Annotated in this window: 12 protein-coding genes; 8 read left to right on the top strand and 4 right to left on the bottom strand. The window is 70.0% G+C overall.

Translation table 11 applies throughout. From position 1 onward, the window contains the following. Positions 1–3: 3 nt before the first annotated feature. The 3 genes from AB0M70_RS27255 to recQ all read left to right on the top strand — a co-directional run bounded on the left by AB0M70_RS27255 (position 4) and on the right by recQ (position 5,353). The gene (locus AB0M70_RS27255) at positions 4–1,575 is read left to right on the top strand and encodes an NADH-quinone oxidoreductase subunit M (RefSeq protein WP_365823657.1); all 1,572 of its coding nucleotides are present in this window, start codon (positions 4–6) and stop codon (positions 1,573–1,575) included. Next, positions 1,572–3,236: an NADH-quinone oxidoreductase subunit NuoN gene (nuoN, locus tag AB0M70_RS27250; RefSeq protein ID WP_365823655.1), complete on the top strand. Its 1,665-nt coding sequence runs from the start codon at positions 1,572–1,574 to the stop codon at positions 3,234–3,236. Before AB0M70_RS27255 ends, nuoN begins: the two co-directional genes overlap by 4 nt. 158 nt (positions 3,237–3,394) lie before the next feature. Then, the gene (gene recQ / locus AB0M70_RS27245) at positions 3,395–5,353 is read left to right on the top strand and encodes a DNA helicase RecQ (RefSeq protein ID WP_365823653.1); all 1,959 of its coding nucleotides are present in this window, start codon (positions 3,395–3,397) and stop codon (positions 5,351–5,353) included. 125 nt (positions 5,354–5,478) lie between these two features. On the opposite strand, the gene fahA is transcribed toward recQ, so the two are convergent. Continuing rightward, positions 5,479–6,783, bottom strand: a complete 1,305-nt coding sequence (fahA, locus tag AB0M70_RS27240) for a fumarylacetoacetase (RefSeq protein ID WP_365823651.1) — start codon at positions 6,781–6,783, stop codon at positions 5,479–5,481. Positions 6,784–6,971: 188 nt separating this feature from the next. On the opposite strand from fahA, the gene AB0M70_RS27235 reads away from it, so the two are divergent. After that, positions 6,972–8,243 (top strand): ATP-grasp domain-containing protein, encoded by a 1,272-nt coding sequence (locus AB0M70_RS27235; RefSeq protein ID WP_365823649.1) that lies wholly within the window; start codon positions 6,972–6,974, stop codon positions 8,241–8,243. A gap of 43 nt (positions 8,244–8,286) precedes the next feature. Continuing rightward, positions 8,287–9,489 (top strand): FAD-dependent oxidoreductase, encoded by a 1,203-nt coding sequence (locus tag AB0M70_RS27230; protein ID WP_365823647.1) that lies wholly within the window; start codon positions 8,287–8,289, stop codon positions 9,487–9,489. Positions 9,490–9,566: 77 nt separating this feature from the next. On the opposite strand, the gene AB0M70_RS27225 is transcribed toward AB0M70_RS27230, so the two are convergent. Continuing rightward, positions 9,567–9,998 carry a hypothetical protein gene (locus AB0M70_RS27225; RefSeq protein ID WP_365823645.1) on the bottom strand — a complete coding sequence of 144 codons (432 nt, stop codon included), beginning with the start codon at positions 9,996–9,998 and terminating at the stop codon, positions 9,567–9,569. Positions 9,999–10,216: 218 nt separating this feature from the next. Between AB0M70_RS27225 and AB0M70_RS27220 the strand changes: the two genes are divergently transcribed. Next, positions 10,217–11,032 (top strand): HAD family hydrolase, encoded by an 816-nt coding sequence (locus AB0M70_RS27220; protein WP_365823643.1) that lies wholly within the window; start codon positions 10,217–10,219, stop codon positions 11,030–11,032. A 4-nt stretch (positions 11,033–11,036) separates the two neighbouring features. Here AB0M70_RS27220 and AB0M70_RS27215 read toward each other — a convergent pair whose 3' ends face one another. After that, complete coding sequence (locus tag AB0M70_RS27215) at positions 11,037–13,025, bottom strand: CocE/NonD family hydrolase (protein ID WP_365823641.1); 1,989 nt, start codon at positions 13,023–13,025, stop codon at positions 11,037–11,039. 19 nt (positions 13,026–13,044) lie between these two features. Continuing rightward, on the bottom strand, positions 13,045–14,550 hold the full coding sequence (locus AB0M70_RS27210; protein ID WP_365823809.1) for a peptide MFS transporter: 1,506 nt from the start codon (positions 14,548–14,550) through the stop codon (positions 13,045–13,047). Between the two features lie 262 nt (positions 14,551–14,812). On the opposite strand from AB0M70_RS27210, the gene AB0M70_RS27205 reads away from it, so the two are divergent. Then, entirely contained in the window at positions 14,813–15,823 is a 1,011-nt protein-coding gene (locus AB0M70_RS27205; RefSeq protein WP_365823639.1) for a polyprenyl synthetase family protein, read from the top strand. 144 nt (positions 15,824–15,967) lie between these two features. After that, on the top strand, positions 15,968–16,972 hold the full coding sequence (locus tag AB0M70_RS27200; protein WP_365823637.1) for a CHRD domain-containing protein: 1,005 nt from the start codon (positions 15,968–15,970) through the stop codon (positions 16,970–16,972). Positions 16,973–17,106: the final 134 nt, after the last annotated feature.

Genomic DNA, 17,106 nt, shown 5'->3' with positions numbered 1-17,106 from the left:
CCCATGTCGTTTCCTCTGCTGACAGCGACGGCGGCCCTGCCCGCGGTCGGCGCGATCGCCGTGGCAGCCGTTCCGGCCGCCCGGCGTACCGCCGCCAAGTGGCTCGCGCTGCTCGTGTCGCTCGCCACGCTCGCGCTCGCCGTGACCGTGCTCGTGCGGTTCGACCCCGACGGGGCCCGCTATCAACTCACCGAGTCCCGCTCGTGGATCGCGGAATTCGGGGTGCGGTACGAACTGGGCGTGGACGGCATCGGTGTCGCCCTCATCGCCCTCACCGCGCTCCTGATGCCCTTCATCATCCTGGCGGGCTGGCACGACGCGGATCCCCTCGAAACCAAGTCCTCGCGCTGGCGGCCGACCCAGGGCTTCTTCGCCCTGATCCTGGCCGTCGAGGCGATGGTGATCCTCTCCTTCGAGGCCACCGACGTCTTCCTCTTCTACATCTTCTTCGAAGCCATGCTCATCCCGATGTACTTCCTCATCGGCGGCTTCGGGGACCGTGCCCACGCCGGCAGCGACGAGAAGGCGTCGGCGCAACGCTCGTACGCGGCCGTGAAGTTCCTTCTCTACAACCTCGTCGGCGGCCTCATCATGCTGGCCGCGGTGATCGGGCTCTACGTGGTGGCGGGGAACTTCTCGCTCCAGGAGATCACCGAGGCGCGGGCCAACGGCACCCTGGAGATGGCGACCAGCACCGAGCGGTGGCTGTTCCTCGGCTTCTTCTTCGCCTTCGCGGTGAAGGCCCCGCTGTGGCCGCTGCACACCTGGCTGCCGAACGCGATGGGCGAGGCCACGGCCCCGGTCGCCGTACTGATCACGGCAGTCGTCGACAAGGTCGGCACGTTCGCGATGCTGCGCTTCTGCCTCGGGCTCTTCCCCGAGGCGAGCAAGTGGGCGACGCCGGTCATCCTCGTGCTCGCGCTGGTCAGCATCGTCTACGGCGCGCTGCTCGCGGTCGGCCAGCGCGACATCAAGCGCCTGGTGGCGTACGCGTCGATCTCGCACTTCGGGTTCATCATCCTCGGCATCTTCGCGATGACCTCGCAGGGCCAGTCCGGCGCGACGCTCTACATGGTCAACCACGGGATCTCGACCGCCGCCCTGATGCTGGTGGCCGGCTTCCTGATCTCGCGGCGCGGCTCGCGGCTCATCGCGGACTACGGAGGGGTGCAGAAGGTCGCACCGGTGCTCGCGGGCACCTTCCTCATCGGTGGTCTCGCGACGCTCTCGCTGCCCGGCCTCGCGCCGTTCGTGAGTGAGTTCCTGGTCCTGGTCGGCGCCTTCGCGCGCTACCCGGTGGTCGGGATCATCGCCACCATCGGCATCGTCCTCGCCGCGCTCTACACCCTCGTCCTCTACCAGCGGACGATGACGGGCCCGGTGAAGCCGGAGGTCTCGGCCATGCCGGACCTGCGCGTGCGTGAACTCCTGGTCGTCACACCGCTGATCGCGCTCCTGATCGGCCTCGGCGTCTATCCGAAGCCGCTCACCGACCTGGTCAATCCGGCGGTCAAGCACACCATGTCCGACGTACAGCAGAAGGACCCGAAGCCCGACGTGGAGGCGGCCAAGTGAGCGCATCGGCTGTCCACAGCCTGTGGACAATGGCGTCGGCCGCGGCGCCCCAGGATCAGATCGACAAGATCGACACTCCCACGATCGAGTACGCGCAGCTGTCACCGACGTTGATCGTCATCGGCGCGGCGGTGCTCGGGATCCTCATCGAGGCCTTCGTGCCGCGCAAGTCCCGTTACTACGCGCAGGTGTTCGTGGCCGTCGTCGCCCTCACCGCGGCCTTCGCCGCGGTCGTCGGGCTCGCGGCCACCGGGTACGGCACGACGAAGGCGCACATCGCGGCCATGGGCGCCATCGCGGTCGACGGACCGGCGCTCTTCCTCCAGGGCACGATCCTCCTCGCGGGACTCGTCGCGATCTTCACCTTCGCCGAGCGGCGGCTCGACCCGGTGGCACACGGAAAGCGCGTGGACTCGTTCGCCGCGCAGGCCGGTTCCGTGCCGGGCAGCGAGGGCGAACAGGCCGCCACGAAGGCCGGGTTCACCACCACCGAGGTGTTCCCCCTCGCGCTCTTCGCGATCGGCGGGATGCTCGTCTTCCCGTCGGCGAACGACCTCCTGACGCTCTTCATCGCCCTCGAGGTCTTCTCGCTGCCGCTCTACCTGCTGTGCGCGCTCGCCCGCCGCAAGCGCCTGATGTCGCAGGAAGCCGCCGTCAAGTACTTCCTGCTCGGCTCGTTCTCCTCGGCGTTCCTGCTCTTCGGGATCGCCCTGCTCTACGGGTACGCGGGCTCGGTGTCGTACGGCACGATCGCCAAGGTCATCGACGGCAGCGTCCAGGAGGTCAACCCCGCGCTCGCCGACACCATGGGCAACGACGCGCTGCTCCTGATCGGCGCCGCGATGATCGTCATGGGGCTGCTCTTCAAGGTCGGCGCGGTGCCGTTCCACATGTGGACCCCGGATGTGTACGAGGGCGCGCCCACCCCCGTCACCGGCTTCATGGCCGCCGCGACGAAGGTGGCCGCCTTCGGCGCGCTGCTCCGGCTCCTGTACGTGGTCCTGCCGGGCCTGCGCTGGGACTGGCGGCCCGTGATGTGGGGCGTCGTGATCCTCACGATGCTGGCCGGCGCGATCGTCGCGATCACCCAGACCGACATCAAGCGGCTCCTTGCGTACTCCTCGATCGCCCACGCGGGCTTCATCCTCGCCGGCGTGATCGCCATGACGCCGGACGGCATCTCGTCGGTCCTCTTCTACCTGGGGGCCTACTCCTTCGTGACGATCGGCGCGTTCGCGGTGGTCACCCTGGTGCGGGACGCGGGCGGCGAGGCCACGCACCTGTCGAAGTGGGCGGGGCTCGGCCGGCGCTCGCCGCTGGTCGCCGCGGTCTTCGCGGTGTTCCTCCTTGCCTTCGCCGGTATTCCGCTGACCTCCGGGTTCTCCGGGAAGTTCGCGGTGTTCAAGGCGGCGGCCGAGGGCGGCGCGGGCGCGCTGGTCGTGGTCGGTGTGATCTCGTCCGCGATCGCGGCGTTCTTCTACATCCGCGTGATCGTGCTCATGTTCTTCAGCGAGCCGAAGGCGGACGGCCCGACGGTCGCCGTGCCCTCGCCGCTGACCATGGCGGCGATCGGCGTGGGTGTCGCGGTGACGCTGGTCCTGGGTGTGGCCCCGCAGTACTTCCTGGATCTGGCGAACCAGGCGGGGGTCTTCGTCCGGTAGCTCACCTGTTCTTTCGCCGCCGCCCGGCACCCCGTAATGCAGGGGTGCCGGGCGGCGGCCTGTGGATAACTTCCTGAGGTGTCGGTCCGGAGCCCTATCGTGGAGTCTGTGGTCGAAGCGCGACGTACGGGGGCAGGGCGATGGATGGGAACGATGGCATGAGTGAGGTGGCCGTACAGAGCGCGGTGGCGGAGAGCGGCGCGGTGGCGGAGAGTGACGCACTGCGGACGCTGCACCGGGTCTTCGGGTATGACGCGTTCCGCGGCGAGCAAGAAGCGATCATCGACCACGTGGTCGCGGGCGGGGACTCCGTCGTGCTGATGCCCACCGGTGGCGGCAAGTCGCTCTGCTATCAGATCCCGGCCCTGGTGCGGCCCGGCACCGGCGTCGTCGTCTCTCCCCTCATCGCGCTCATGCAGGACCAGGTGGACGCGCTGCGGGCCCTCGGCGTGCGGGCCGGCTTCATCAACTCCACGCAGGACTTCGACGAGCGGCGCGTGATGGAGGCCGAGTTCCTCGCGGGGGAGCTCGACGTGCTGTATCTGGCGCCGGAGCGGCTGCGCCTGGAGGGGACGCTCGATCTGCTCTCCCGCGCCAAGATCTCCGTCTTCGCGATCGACGAGGCGCACTGCGTCGCGCAGTGGGGCCACGACTTCCGCCCCGACTATCTGGCGCTCTCCCTCCTCGGCGAGCGCTGGCCGGACGTGCCGCGGATCGCCCTGACGGCGACGGCGACGCACGCCACGCACCGGGAGATCACCGAGCGGCTCGGCATGCCGGACGCCAAGCACTTCGTGGCGAGCTTCGACCGGCCCAACATCCAGTACCGCATCGTGCCGAAGGCCGAGCCGAAGAAGCAGCTCCTGGCCTTCCTCAAGGAGGAGCACCCCGGCGACGCGGGCATCGTCTACTGCCTCTCGCGCAATTCGGTGGAGAAGACCGCCGAGTTCCTGTGCCGCAACGGCATCGAGGCCGTTCCGTACCACGCGGGTCTCGACGGCGGCACGCGCGCCGCCCACCAGTCCCGCTTCCTGCGCGAGGAGGGCCTGGTCGTCTGCGCCACGATCGCCTTCGGCATGGGCATCGACAAGCCGGACGTCCGGTTCGTCGCCCACCTCGACCTGCCGAAGTCGGTCGAAGGGTATTACCAGGAGACCGGCCGCGCGGGCCGCGACGGACTCCCCTCCACGGCCTGGATGGCGTACGGCCTGCAGGACGTCGTCCAGCAGCGGAAGATGATCCAGGGCAGCGAGGGCGACGAGGCGTTCCGCCGCCGGGCGGCCTCGCATCTGGACTCGATGCTGGCCCTGTGCGAGACGGCCCAGTGCCGCAGGGCCCAACTCCTCACGTACTTCGGCCAGGACGCGGACGCGCCGTCCTGCGGCAACTGCGACACGTGCCTGACGCCCCCGGAGACCTGGGACGGCACGGTCCCGGCCCAGAAGGTCCTGTCCACGATCGTGCGGCTCCAGCGCGAGCGCGGCCAGAAGTTCGGCGCGGGGCAGATCATCGACATCCTGCTCGGCAAGAAGACCGCGAAGGTCATCCAGTTCGACCACGACCAGCTCTCGGTCTTCGGCATCGGCGAGGAGCTCGCGGAAGCCGAATGGCGGGGCGTGGTGCGGCAGTTGCTGGCCCAGGGACTGCTCGCGGTCGAGGGGGAGTACGGCACGCTGGTCCTGACCGAGGAGAGCGGTTCAGTCCTCGGCCGGGAGCGGGAGGTGCGGTTGCGCAAGGAGCCGAAGCGGCCGGCCGTGGCGAAGGCCGCGAAGGGGGAGCGCAAGGCGAAGTCCGCGGCGGCGGTCGCCGAGCTGCCGCAGGAAGCGGTGCCGGTGTTCGAGGCGCTGCGGGCGTGGCGCGGTGCGCAGGCCAAGGAGCTGGGCCTGCCCGCGTACGTGATCTTCCACGACGCCACGCTGCGGGAGATCGCCACGCTGCGTCCCTCGTCCCTGGCGGAGCTCGGCGGCATCAGCGGCCTCGGCGAGAAGAAGCTGGCGACGTATGGGGAGGGCGTGCTTGGGGTCTTGGCGGGGCTGGACGGCACGGCTGCTCCAGTGCCCCAGCAGGCCCCGCAGCCCCCGGAGGAGGACTGGCCGGAGCCCCCGGAGGACTTCTAGAGGCGCGGTCGGCAGGGCCCCGGCAAGGGGCGCGGGGAACTGCGCGCTCAGCCACGACGGCGCAGCAGTCGTACACGGCGGCGGAAGCCGAGGGCCGGGGGTGATACCACCCCCGGCCAGCAGCTTCAGCGGGCCGAGGCGACCCTGCCAGAAACTTCGCCGAGGCCAACCCGCGTCCCGTCAGGGCCAGGTGCCCACGCCGTCAGCGTGACCTCGTCGCCGTCCTCGAGGAACGTCCGCTTGCCGTCCGGGAGGACAAGCGGGTCACGGCCGTTCCAGGTGATCTCGATGAGGGAGCCGTACTGCCCCTCGGAGGGACCGCTCACGGTGCCCGAGCCGTACAGGTCGCCCGTGCGCAGGGACGCGCCGTTCGCCGTCATGTGGGCCAGCTGCTGGGCGGCCGTCCAGTAGACGGTGGAGAAGGGCGGCTCGGAGATGACGTGGCCGTTCAGGGTCACGGTGATGCGCAGGTCGTAGCCGCCGGGTTCGTCGGCGACGGACTCCGCCGAGTCGTCCAGGTAGGGCAGGAGTTCGTGGGTGCGCTCCGGAGGGGCGACCCGTGCCGCGTCCAGGGCCTCGAGGGGGGTGATCCACGCCGAGACCGAGGTGGCGAAGGACTTGCCGAGGAACGGCCCGAGCGGGACGTACTCCCACGCCTGGATGTCGCGTGCCGACCAGTCGTTGAGGAGGGTCAGCCCGAAGACGTGCTCCCGGAAGTCCGCGAGCGGCACCGGCGTGCCCAGCTCCGACGGCGTACCCACGACGAAGCCGACCTCGGCCTCGATGTCGAGACGGACGGAGGGCCCGAAGACCGGGGCCGTCTCCGCGGGCGCCTTGCGCTGCCCCGAGGGGCGTACCACCTCGGTGCCGGAGACCACAACGGTGCCGGACCGGCCGTGGTAACCGATGGGGAGGTGCTTCCAGTTGGGCGTCAGCGGGGACGGAGCGTCCGGACGGAAGATCTGGCCCAGGTGGGACGCGTGGTGCTCCGAGGCGTAGAAATCCACGTAGTCGGCGACCTCGAAGGGGAGGTGCAGCGTGACCTCGGACAGGGGGTACATGAGGGGGCGCACGACGTCGCGGTGCGCCGGGATCGTGACCCAGGCCGTGATCGCGCGCCGTACATCCGACCAGGCCGTGCGGCCCGCGGCGAGCAGTGGGTTGAGCGTGGGCCGGGCGAGCAGCGAGACATAGGGCGAGCCGAGCGCCGCGGCTGCCGCACCCGCGTCCAGGACGTGATCGCCGAGCCGTACGCCGACGCGGCGCTCCCCGGCTCCGGACGCGCTCCCGGGGTCCGTGGCCAGGGAGAACACGCCGTACGGGAGATTGTGCGGCCCGAAGGGATCACCCTCCGCGAGAGCGAAGGGGTCGCCTACGGAGCGGACGGAAGGGTCGCTCCCGGCCGGATCGAGCGGGGTGTGCTCGGACATGCGTACCTGCCTCGCTTTCCATATGGGTGTGCCACACGTTACGTGGGAACCCTCGGTTGGGGCAGTGTCTAAAGAGTTCGCAATGTCCGAATAAATCTTGCTGGAGTGGTCAGTTCCGGCTTAGCGTCCTTTGGGGGGACGCGGACGGGGTGGGTCCGGGTCATACGGAGGGACACGTGGGGGGACCCGTGGCCAAGAGGAATGACAGCCTGCCCTTCGCGGTGGACCGTGAGGTGCCCGGCCTGATCGTGAAGTTCGGAAACTATCCGCTGCACCACGGCGGCGTGGGCGCGATCCGCAGCCTCGGACGGCTCGGGGTGCCCATGTACGCGATCACGGAGGACCGTTACACGCCGGCGGCGGCCTCCCGCCATCTGACCGGCGCGTTTCCCTGGCCGACCACCGGGGTCGAGGAGCCGCGGCGGCTCGTCGAGGGGATGCTGCGCATCGCGCGCCGGATCGGCAGACCCACGGTCCTGATCCCGACCGACGAGGAAGCGGCCGTCCTCATCGCCGAGCACCAGGAGCCGTTGGCCGCGGCGGGGTTCCTCTTCCCGCGCGTGGAGGCGCAGTTGCCACGGCGCCTCGCCAGCAAGCAGGGCCTGCACGAGCTGTGCGTGGAGCACGGCATCGCCTCGCCCGCCGCGTCGTTCCCCGAGAGTTACACGGACGTGGCGGAGTTCGCCGCCGGGGCGACCTTCCCGGTCGTCGCCAAGAACCGCGAGGCGTTCACGCGCCGCTCCAGACCCGTGGTGAACGGGACGACACGCATAGAGACCCCGGAGCGGCTGCTCTGCCTCGCCCGGGGCTGGGGCGAGCGGCCCGGGGTGATCCTCCAGGAGTATCTGCCGCGGGAGCAGGCCGAGGACTGGATCGTGCACGCGTACTTCGACGCGGACTCGGCGCCGCGCGCGATGTTCACGGGCGTCAAGGTGCGCTCCTGGCCGCCGCACGCGGGGATGACCGCGAACGCGTACGTCGTCGACAACCCGGAACTCGCGGACCTCGCCGCACGTTTCATCAAACAGATCGGCTTCACCGGCGTCATCGACCTCGACCTCCGCTTCGACCGGCGGGACGGTCAGTACAAACTGCTCGACTTCAACCCCCGTATGGGTGCGCAATTCCGGCTCTTCGAGAGCGAGTCCGGGATCGATGTGGTTCGCGCCATGCATCTGCACCTGACGGGGCGCCCGGTTCCCAAGGGGGAACAGCGCGCCGGGCACCGGTATGTCGTGGAGAACATCGACCTGCCCGCACTCCTCGCCTACCGCCGCAGCGGCTATACGACTCCGCACGCGCCCCCACGCGCGAGCGGCACGGAACTGGCCTGGCTGGCGGCGGACGACATGAAGCCGTTCTTCACGATGCTCGCGCGTTTCGTGCGGCCCGGGGCGAAGCATCTCTATCAACTGTGGCGGACCAACCGCCGCGGCAGCAGTTCACCACCCACGAAGTAGGCACACGGCACACGCGGCAAGTGACGTCCTGGGGAGGGACTTCGTGATTCATCCGGTAGCAGTGATCGGGGCGGGGCCGTTCGGCCTGTCCACCGCGGCCCATCTGCGGGCCCGCGGAATTCCGGTGCGGGTCTTCGGCGACCCGATGGTGAGCTGGCGGGCGCACATGCCCGCGGGCATGCTCCTGAAATCGACCCCCGTGGCCTCGAGCATCGACGCGCCGCAGCACGGCCACAAACTCGTCGACTACTGCGACGCGGCGGGCATCCGGCGTCTGGTCACCGACGAGGACATCGTCCCGATCGAGACCTTCGTCGCCTACGGGGAGTGGTTCAAGGAGAGACTCGTGCCCGACCTGGAGCAGGTGCGGGTGGTCTCGGTGGACCGCAAGGGCACGGCGGGGTTCGACCTGAAGCTGGACTCCGGCGAGCAGTTCACGGCCCGCGCGGTCGTGGTCGCGAGCGGACTCTCCGGGCTCGCGCAACTGCCGCCGGCGCTCGCCGCCGCAGTGCCGGACGGCCCGTCTCCCACCGGGCCCGTCTCGCACAGCTCGCAGCACAGCGACCTGTCGCGGTTCTCGGGGCGTGAGCTGCTCGTGGTCGGCGCGGGGCAGTCGGCCCTGGAGACGGCCGCGCTCGCCGCCGAAGCGGGAGCGAGCGTGAAGGTGGTGGCGCGCGGCAGGGGGTCGGTGGCCTTCGGGGCGCCTCCGTGGGAGCAGCCGAAGCTGCGCCCCGAGTCGCCGTTCGGCCGCGCCTGGTCGCTGTACGCGATCAGCTACTACCCCCACCCCTACCGCTACCTGCCCCCGCAGGCCCGCCACTACCTGGTCCGCCGCATTCTCGGACCGCTGGGCGCGTGGTGGCTGCGCGAGCGCTTCGAGGGCAAGGTCGAGAAGCGCGAGGTCCGCCGCGTCATGTCGACGGACGTCCGCGACGGCAGCCCCGTCCTGCGGGTGGAGACCCTGGGCGGCCGTGTCCGCGAACTCTCCGCCGACCACGTCATCGCGGCGACGGGCTATCGAGTCGACATCGCCGCGATGGACTTCCTGGGCCCCGCACTCCGCGCCCGCCTGGCCACGAGCCGAGGCACCCCGAAGCTGGGCGCGGGCTACGCCTCGTCGGTCCCGGGCCTGTATTTCACCGGCCTACCGGCAGCGGCGTCGTACGGTCCGGTGATGCGCTTCGTGTGCGGCACGGAGTTCGCCTCACCGCGCTTGGTGGGGCATCTGGCACGGGCACACGGCTGAGCTGACCTGGGCGAACGGGCGGGGCGAACGGGCAGGGCGAACGGGGGCGCCGACTGGCGGCGGGCCCCCTACTCGGATCAGGCTCCGGCCGTTTCGCAGGCGCCCGACCCGAACGACTCGACAAAGTCGCGAAGGACACGCGCCGAGAAGGGATCCGTCGCCGGATCGTCCGGCGTGATGAGACTGACGGTGTGGGCCGCGCGCAGTGGTTGCGGACGGAGGCCGTAGAAGACCGAGAAGGGGCCTTCGCCGTCGCTGTTGAGGGCGTAGCCGTTCTCCTCCCAGAAGTCCTCCATCTCCTGGCCCGCCGAGAAGGTGACGATGCCTGGGTATGCGTCGTCGGCGTCGACTTCCGGGAGGTTCCACTCGGCCAGGAAGTCCGCGGGGGCCGGTTCTCCGTACAGGAACATGCCGGGCCAGTGTCGGTGCTGGCGCATGACGAAATTCTTCATCGCCGCGGGGAGGCTGGCGTCGACGATGAAGTCGCTGGAGTGGCCGGTGATTTCCATGTGTTCCTCGCCTTGCTGTCCGCTTCGGTGTCTTGTCGGTGCACCAGACGTGGCTGCGGGTGCCGGGAAGACGGGGGAGGAGGACGGTCTCCGGAGACCCGTCCCGGTGAATCCTGTGAGCCTCCCGCGAGCGCCAGTTGTGCGACCAGCGCACTTTGCGCGTCACAGCTCTTGTGACGTTGCTATCGGCGGCGCCCGGGATCCGTATTCTCTGGATCATGGCTGCACCCCTCGCATATTCACTCATCGCCACTGACCTGGACGGGACGCTGCTGCGCGGCGACGACACCGTCTCCGACCGGTCGTTGGCCGCGCTGTCGGCGGCGGCCGGGGCGGGGGCGCACCACCTGGTGGTGACCGGCCGGCCCGCGCCCCGGGTGAAGCCGCTTCTGGACGATCTGGGCGCCGGTGGCCTCGCCGTCTGCGGTCAGGGGGCGCAGTTGTACGACGCCGGGGCCGATCGCATGATCTGGTCCGTGACGCTCGACCGCGAGCTGGCCGAGGCCGCGCTCGGGAAGATCGAGGCGGAGGTCGGGCAGGCCTACGCCGCCGTCGACCAGGACGGCGTGGACGGGCTCACCCTCATCGAGCCGGGGTATCTGATGCCGCACCCCACCCTGCCCGCCGTGCGCGTCCACAAGCGGGACGCGCTCTGGGCCGAGCCCATCAGCAAGGTGCTCCTGCGTCATCCCGAGCTGAACGACGACGAGTTGGCGGCCGTCGCCCGCGATGCCGTCGGGCCCCTGGCCACCGTCACCATGTCGGGGCCCGGCACGGTCGAGCTGCAGCCGCGCGGGGTGACCAAGGCGACCGGGCTCGCGCTCGCCGCAGAGCGGCTCGGGATGACCGCCGAGGACACCATCGCCTTCGGTGACATGCCCAATGACGTGCCGATGTTCGTCTGGGCGGCCCGTGGCGTCGCCATGGCCAACGCCCACCCCGACCTCAAGTCGGCCGCCGATGAGGTGACTTCGTCCCATGAGGACGACGGGGTGGCCGTCGTGCTCGAGCGGTTGTTCGCCGCCGGGAAGTAGAGCTCTAGCCCGCCGTCCTCGGGATTCGCTTCTCCCAGGTGCGGTGGAAGACGACCTCGTCCCCCTCCTTGCACACCACCTCGTTCGACGTGAGGAAGTCCGCCGCGTCGCACGTGATCTCGGAGCGGGTGGTGATCGACACGTCCCAGGCCAGCTCGGGGCGGTGCAGCCGGATGAACCAGTCGGAGCGCGTTCGGGCGGAGAGCGGGTCGGACTCGTTGATCGTGTACGCCTCCACCGCGTCCTCGGTGAACTCGAGCCCGTCCGGGTAGACCCGCGTACCGCCGTAGCGCGGGTCCACCTCCAGGCGCCACTCGCCCTTGGCCACATCGCGTACGACCAGGCGCTCGGGACGCGGCTCGTCGAGGGTCGCCGGGTAGACCACGCCGAGCGGCTCCGACTGCTCCGGGGCGGCGAAAATGATCGAGGGGTCCAAGTCGCCCTGCCGGACGGGGAGTTCCAGGGCGCTGCCCGCCGGGTCCAGGACGAAGCCCGCCGAGTCCGCCTGCGGCCAGATCCACGGCCAGTACGCGGACGACACCGCGAGCCTGATCTTGTGGCCGGGCGGGAAGGTGTGGCCGATCGCGTTCAGTTCGAAGGTGACGTCTTCCGTCCTTCCCACCGGCCAGGGGTCCACCCGGTCCCGGCCGTTGCGGGACGACAGGTTCAGGACGCCGCGCGTGACCAGCGTCGACGAACCGTCCGGGGCCACATCGCAGACCCGCGCGATCGCCTGCCCGGACGGGGTGTCCATCGTCAGGCGCAGCTTCACCTTGGGGCGGCCCAGGATGCGTACGGCCGAGGGGACCTCGAACTCGAAGCACGCCGACTTCGCGTCCTCGTCCCGCTGGTCCGGCGGCAGGTCGGCGTCGTTGCCGAAGGGGAAGTAGCGGCCCGCGTCCAGGCCCGTGTGCTGGGGGGAGTCGACGATCACCGGGGCGCCCTGGAGGGCGTACGGGGTCGGGGTGACGTTCTGCGAGGGCCAGGAGGGATCGCCGACCCAGCCGCCCGGCAGCTCGGCGTAGACCGTCGCCGGCGGGTGCGATTCGCTGATCCAGGAGCGCAGCTTCGGCTCCGCCATGACGCCGGTGTCGATCCCCTTGAGGTGGTGGTCCCACCAGCGCAGCGTCTCCTGGAGGAAGCCGATCGCCGGGCCGGGAGGGAGTCCTCGGTCCGGGTACTGGTGCGACCACGGGCCGATCAAGCCCCGTACGTCGCCCGGCAGATGCTCGACCAGGCGCAGGACCGTGTCCCGGTAGGGGTCGTGGAAGCCGCCCACCGCGAGCACCGCCGCGCCGATCGCCGAGTAGTCCTCGCAGACGCTGCCGTGCTGCCAGTAGGCGTCCCGGGTCTGGTGGTCGAGCCAGGTGTGGATGAAGGGGTCCACGGCTTCGAGGCGGCTCAGCCACATCTCCCGCCAGCGGTCGCCGACGAACAGCGGGTCCGGCGGGCGGGAGACGAAGGCCAGCATCGTCGCCGCCCACGCGTGCATGTCCACCGCGAGGACGGAACCACCCATGTAGTGCACGTCGTTGTCATAACGGTCGTCCGCGGAGCAGACCGTGACGACCGCCTTGAGCGGCTCGGGCGCGAGGGCCGCGATCTGGAGGGAGTTGAAGCCGCCCCAGGAGATGCCGAACATGCCGACCTTGCCGGAGCACCAGGGCTGCTCGGCCAACCAGTTGACGACCTCGACCCCGTCGGCCAGCTCGACCGGGGAGTACTCGTCGGTCGGCATGCCCTCCGAGTTGCCGTGCCCCCGCACGTCCACGCGCACGGAGGCGTAGCCATGGCCCGCGTACCAGGGGTGGCGCTGGAAGTCGCGCGGCGCCGTCCAGTCGCTCAGCCGGTAGGGGAGGTACTCCAGGAGCGCGGGGACGGGTTCGTCCGTCACCGGGCGCCAGATGCGCGCGTACAGCTTGGTGCCGTCCGGGAGGGGTACCTGGACGTCCTCGCGGGTGGTCTCGTACGGGAAGGACTGGCGAATCTGCATGGGGGGAACCTCGGGGTCCTCAGTGGACGGGGTGCATGGTGCGGCGCAGCCACGGGGCGAGCAGGATGACGGCCGCACCGGCGGCCACCGCGATCGCGCCGTTCACGCCGAAGTACGCCGGGTTGGAGACCTCTCCGTACAACTTCACGACCTGCGCCTGGATGCCGTTGGCGAGGGCGAGCGAGAGGAACCAGAGGGCCATGGTCTGGCTGGCGAAGGCCTGCGGGGCGAGCTTCGTCGTGGCCGACATGCCCGAGGTCTCCACGAGGATGTCGCCGAGGCCGAGCAGCAGGTACGAGCCGACGATCCACCAGACCGCCATCTTGTACGTGTCGTCGCCGTGCCCGGAGGTGGGGAGCACCATCAGGAGGAACGACAGACCGCCCAGGATCACACCGAACGCGATCTTGTTGGAGGCGTGCGGCTGGCGGTGACCCATCCGGGCCCAGACGGTGGCGACGACGGGGGCGAGGGCGACCTCGAAGGCGCCGAGCGCGGAGGCGTACCAGCTGGCGGGGAAGGTGAAGCCGAGGATCGACGTCTCGGCGTTCGTCGACGCGAGCAGGATCATCGTCGAGTAGGCCTGGAAGAGGATGAAGTTGAAGACGACCGACGCGAGGAAGAGCACCACGTACGGCCTGAGGCGGCCGCGCTCCTCGGACGTCACCCGTGGGCTGCGGAACATGACCGCGAAGTAGACGATCGGCGCGATCACCGAGATGACGGTGAGCAGGTCGACGAAGCGGTCCATGGTCAGCCAGCCGACGCCGGCGAGCACACCCGCGAGGGCGGCGAAGACGAGGACGCCCACGACGATCAGGACGACCGCGCGGCGCATCGCGTCCTTGGGGAGCGCGAACTCCGCCGACGCCTTGCGTCCCGCGAGGTGGCGGCGCCCGAGCACGTACTGCACCAGGCCGAACGTCATGCCGATCGCGGCCGCCGAGAAGCCCCAGTGCCAGCCCTTGTGGTCGCCGAGCCAGCCGGTGATCAGGGGGCCCGCGAAGGCGCCGATGTTGATGCCCATGTAGTACAGCGCGAAGCCCGCGTCGCGCCGGTCGTCGTCGGTGCGGTAGAGCTTGCCGACCATCGAGGCGACGTTCGGCTTCAGCAGGCCGGTGCCCGCGCTGATCAGGCCGAGTCCGACCCAGGTCATCGTCGCCGTCGGCACGGCCATCGAGTAGTGGCCGCAGGCGATGAGGATGCCGCCCCACAGGACCGCGCGGTACGAGCCGAGGATGCGGTCGGCGAGCCAGCCGCCGGCCACCGAGACGAGGTAGACGAGTGTTCCGTACGCCGCCGACACCGAGGCGGCGGTCCCGGAATCCATGCCCATTCCGTCGTTCGCGACGGAGTCCGCGAAGTACAGGACGAGGATGGCCTGCATGCCGAGGAACGAGAAACGCTCCCAGACCTCGAGACCCGAGAGCGTGAGAAGTCCGCGCGGCTGCCCGAAGAAGGCGTGGTCGTCGCCGGGCGGCGGCTCCGTCGGCGGCTCCGCGGGCGGTTCGGTGTCGGGCTCGATGCGGGACAAAGGTTCTGCTCCCGTTGGTTCAGGGGCGAATCAGCTGATCAAGAACATACCGGTGCTGATCACACGCCGCCTGGGCGGCATTGCACAGGCGGGTGCCCACTGTGATCGAAAGGCGACCGGATACGCTGACTTGTGTGATGGCAGCGACACATCGACAAACCGTGTCATCGACGCGATCATCACGCAAAGACCGACCGAGTGATGATCGACCGAGTGACCGACTTGTGATCGTCAGCAGACAGGAGAACCCCTCGTGACCGTCGTCGGGCCCTTCGGCCTCAGCGTGCGGGACCAGGCTCTCGAAGCCGATGTCCAGGCCGGATTGGCGGCCGTCGAGGAAGGTCTGCTCGACGCCACCAAAAGCGGGGTCCCCTTCATCACGGAGGCGGCGCAGCATCTGGTGCGCGCGGGCGGCAAGCGGTTCAGGCCGCTCCTCGTGATGCTCGCCTCGCAGTTCGGCGATCCGTACGCGCCGGGCGTCGTGCCCTCCGCCGTCGTCGTCGAGCTCACCCACCTCGCGACGCTCTACCACGACGACGTGATGGACGAGGCGGACGTGCGCCGCGGCGTCGAGAGCGCCAACCAGCGCTGGGGCAACTCCGTGGCCGTCCTCACGGGTGATTTCCTCTTCGCGCGCGCCTCGTACATCCTGGCCGACCTCGGCCCGGATGCCGTCCGCATCCAGGCGGAGGCGTTCGAACGCCTGGTCACCGGCCAGATCCTGGAGACGGCGGGGCCCACCGAGGGCCGCGACCCGATCGACCACTACCTCGACGTGCTCGGCGGCAAGACCGGCTCGCTCGTCGCCGTGGCGTGCCGTTTCGGCGCCATGATGTCCGGCGCGGACGAGACCGTCGTGGACGTCCTGACCCAGTACGGGGAGCGGCTCGGCGTCGCGTTCCAGCTCGCCGACGACGTACTGGACATCGCCTCGGACTCGCACGAGTCCGGCAAGACGCCCGGCACCGACCTGCGCGAGGGCATCCCCACGCTTCCGGTCCTGCGCCTGCGCGAGCGGGTGGAGAAGCTCGGGCTCCCCGAGGACATCGCCCTGTCGGAGCTCCTGGACTCGGACCTGACGGACGACGCGCGGCACGCCGAGGCGCTGGCCCGGCTGCGGGTCCACCCGGCCCTGGAGCAGGCGCGCAAGGACACCGTGCGGTTCGCGGAGGAGGCGCGGGACACCCTCGCGCCGCTGCGGGACTGCGACGCGAAGACGTCCCTCGTCGAGCTCTGCGATCTGGTGGTGCACCGGGCGGGCTGAGCCTTCCACCGGACGCTGCATGCGTGAGCTAGGTCACATTCTTGGGTCCGTCCTGGATTGAGTCCAGGATCGGATCCAATCCGTACCTATGCCCGGAAGCTGACGCAGTGGGGCGTCGGCTCAGGTACGGGGAGATTTCTGACCATGGGTACTTTTGGTACGTCCGGCATGCTCGCTCGTCGCCGCCGGGCTCTGCTCGCCGCTGGTGTGGCCGTCGCCGCCGCGGGAGGCGTGGCGGTCGCGGCACCGCTCGCGGCGGCGCACGACGGCGGCAGCGGCCACACCGGCAGCGGCACCAGCACCAGTACCGGCACCAGTACCGACAGCGGGGGAGCCGTCTTCGCGGCGAGCTTGAACGGTGCGAACGAGGTGCCGGTGCAGGGCGGCCCCGCGGTGGGCGACAAGGACGGCCGGGCGCTCGAATTCGTCCGGGTCAAGGGCGACAGGGTGTCGGTCACTGTCACGTGGCGCGGCACGGACAAGCCGACCGCCCTCCACATCCACCAGGGCGCCAAGGGCACCAACGGCGGCATCAAGATCGACTTCACCGGGCTGCTGGGCAAGAGCAAGAGCCATCGCGTGACGGGCACGGTCAAGGTCCACGACGCGGCGCTCCTGAAGCAGTTGAAGGCCGACCCGAACAGCTTCTACGCCAACCTGCACACCGCCGAGTTCCCCGGCGGCGCGGTCCGCGGACAGCTCCACAAGGTGACCACGGACTTCGACTTCCGTGACGCGGCGGCCAACTTCCAGGCCCCGGTGCTCAAGGGGAAGCAGATCTACGAGTGCAAGAAGGCCGAGGACGGCTCCGGCACGTTCGCCTTCGCGCAGCGTGACGTGCGCGCGCGGCTCGGCGGCGGCATCGCGCACGACTTCGTCGCCCCCAACTCGGGCACCCCGCGCTGGACCGCCCCCGACCGCAGTCAGGTCACCGGCAAGCTGATCTCCAGGACTCCGAACGGGGAGAAGAACATCCCCGAACTCGACCTGGCGGCCACCCAGACGGGCAAGCCGCGCGGGCTCCTCGCCGGCACCGCGGAGATCCTGCGCCTGAACACGGTGGGCGGGGTCGCACCCTCCGGTGACTGCGAACAGGGCGCCATCGCGGAGGTCCCGTACAAGGCGGATTACGTGTTCGTGCAGCGCTGACCCCTGAGGGTCCGGCGGCGCTTCCCCTACTGGTCGGGGGAGGCGCCGCCGCTTTTTGTCATCCCACAGCAGTACGTGGAGTTGCTCCCGGGGTCTGACGCTTCTCGTCGGCCGATTTGGTCGTATGGAGACAA

It is taken from the genome of Streptomyces sp. NPDC051214, from assembly GCF_040682375.1.
Taxonomy (GTDB): Bacteria; Actinomycetota; Actinomycetes; order Streptomycetales; family Streptomycetaceae; genus Streptomyces.
The sequence above is the reverse complement of the archived record's forward strand: the minus strand, read 5'-3'. Positions and strand labels throughout refer to the sequence as shown.

Bases quoted from the DNA above. Each gene is read 5' to 3' on its own strand.
- AB0M70_RS27255 (WP_365823657.1), top strand. From the start codon at position 4: ATGTCGTTTCCTCTGCTGACAGCGACGGCGGCCCTGCCCGCGGTCGGC.
- recQ (WP_365823653.1), top strand. From the start codon at position 3,395: ATGAGTGAGGTGGCCGTACAGAGCGCGGTGGCGGAGAGCGGCGCGGTG.
- fahA (WP_365823651.1), bottom strand. From the start codon at position 6,783: ATGTCCGAGCACACCCCGCTCGATCCGGCCGGGAGCGACCCTTCCGTC.
- AB0M70_RS27225 (WP_365823645.1), bottom strand. From the start codon at position 9,998: ATGGAAATCACCGGCCACTCCAGCGACTTCATCGTCGACGCCAGCCTC.
- AB0M70_RS27220 (WP_365823643.1), top strand. From the start codon at position 10,217: ATGGCTGCACCCCTCGCATATTCACTCATCGCCACTGACCTGGACGGG.
- AB0M70_RS27215 (WP_365823641.1), bottom strand. From the start codon at position 13,025: ATGCAGATTCGCCAGTCCTTCCCGTACGAGACCACCCGCGAGGACGTC.
- AB0M70_RS27200 (WP_365823637.1), top strand. From the start codon at position 15,968: ATGGGTACTTTTGGTACGTCCGGCATGCTCGCTCGTCGCCGCCGGGCT.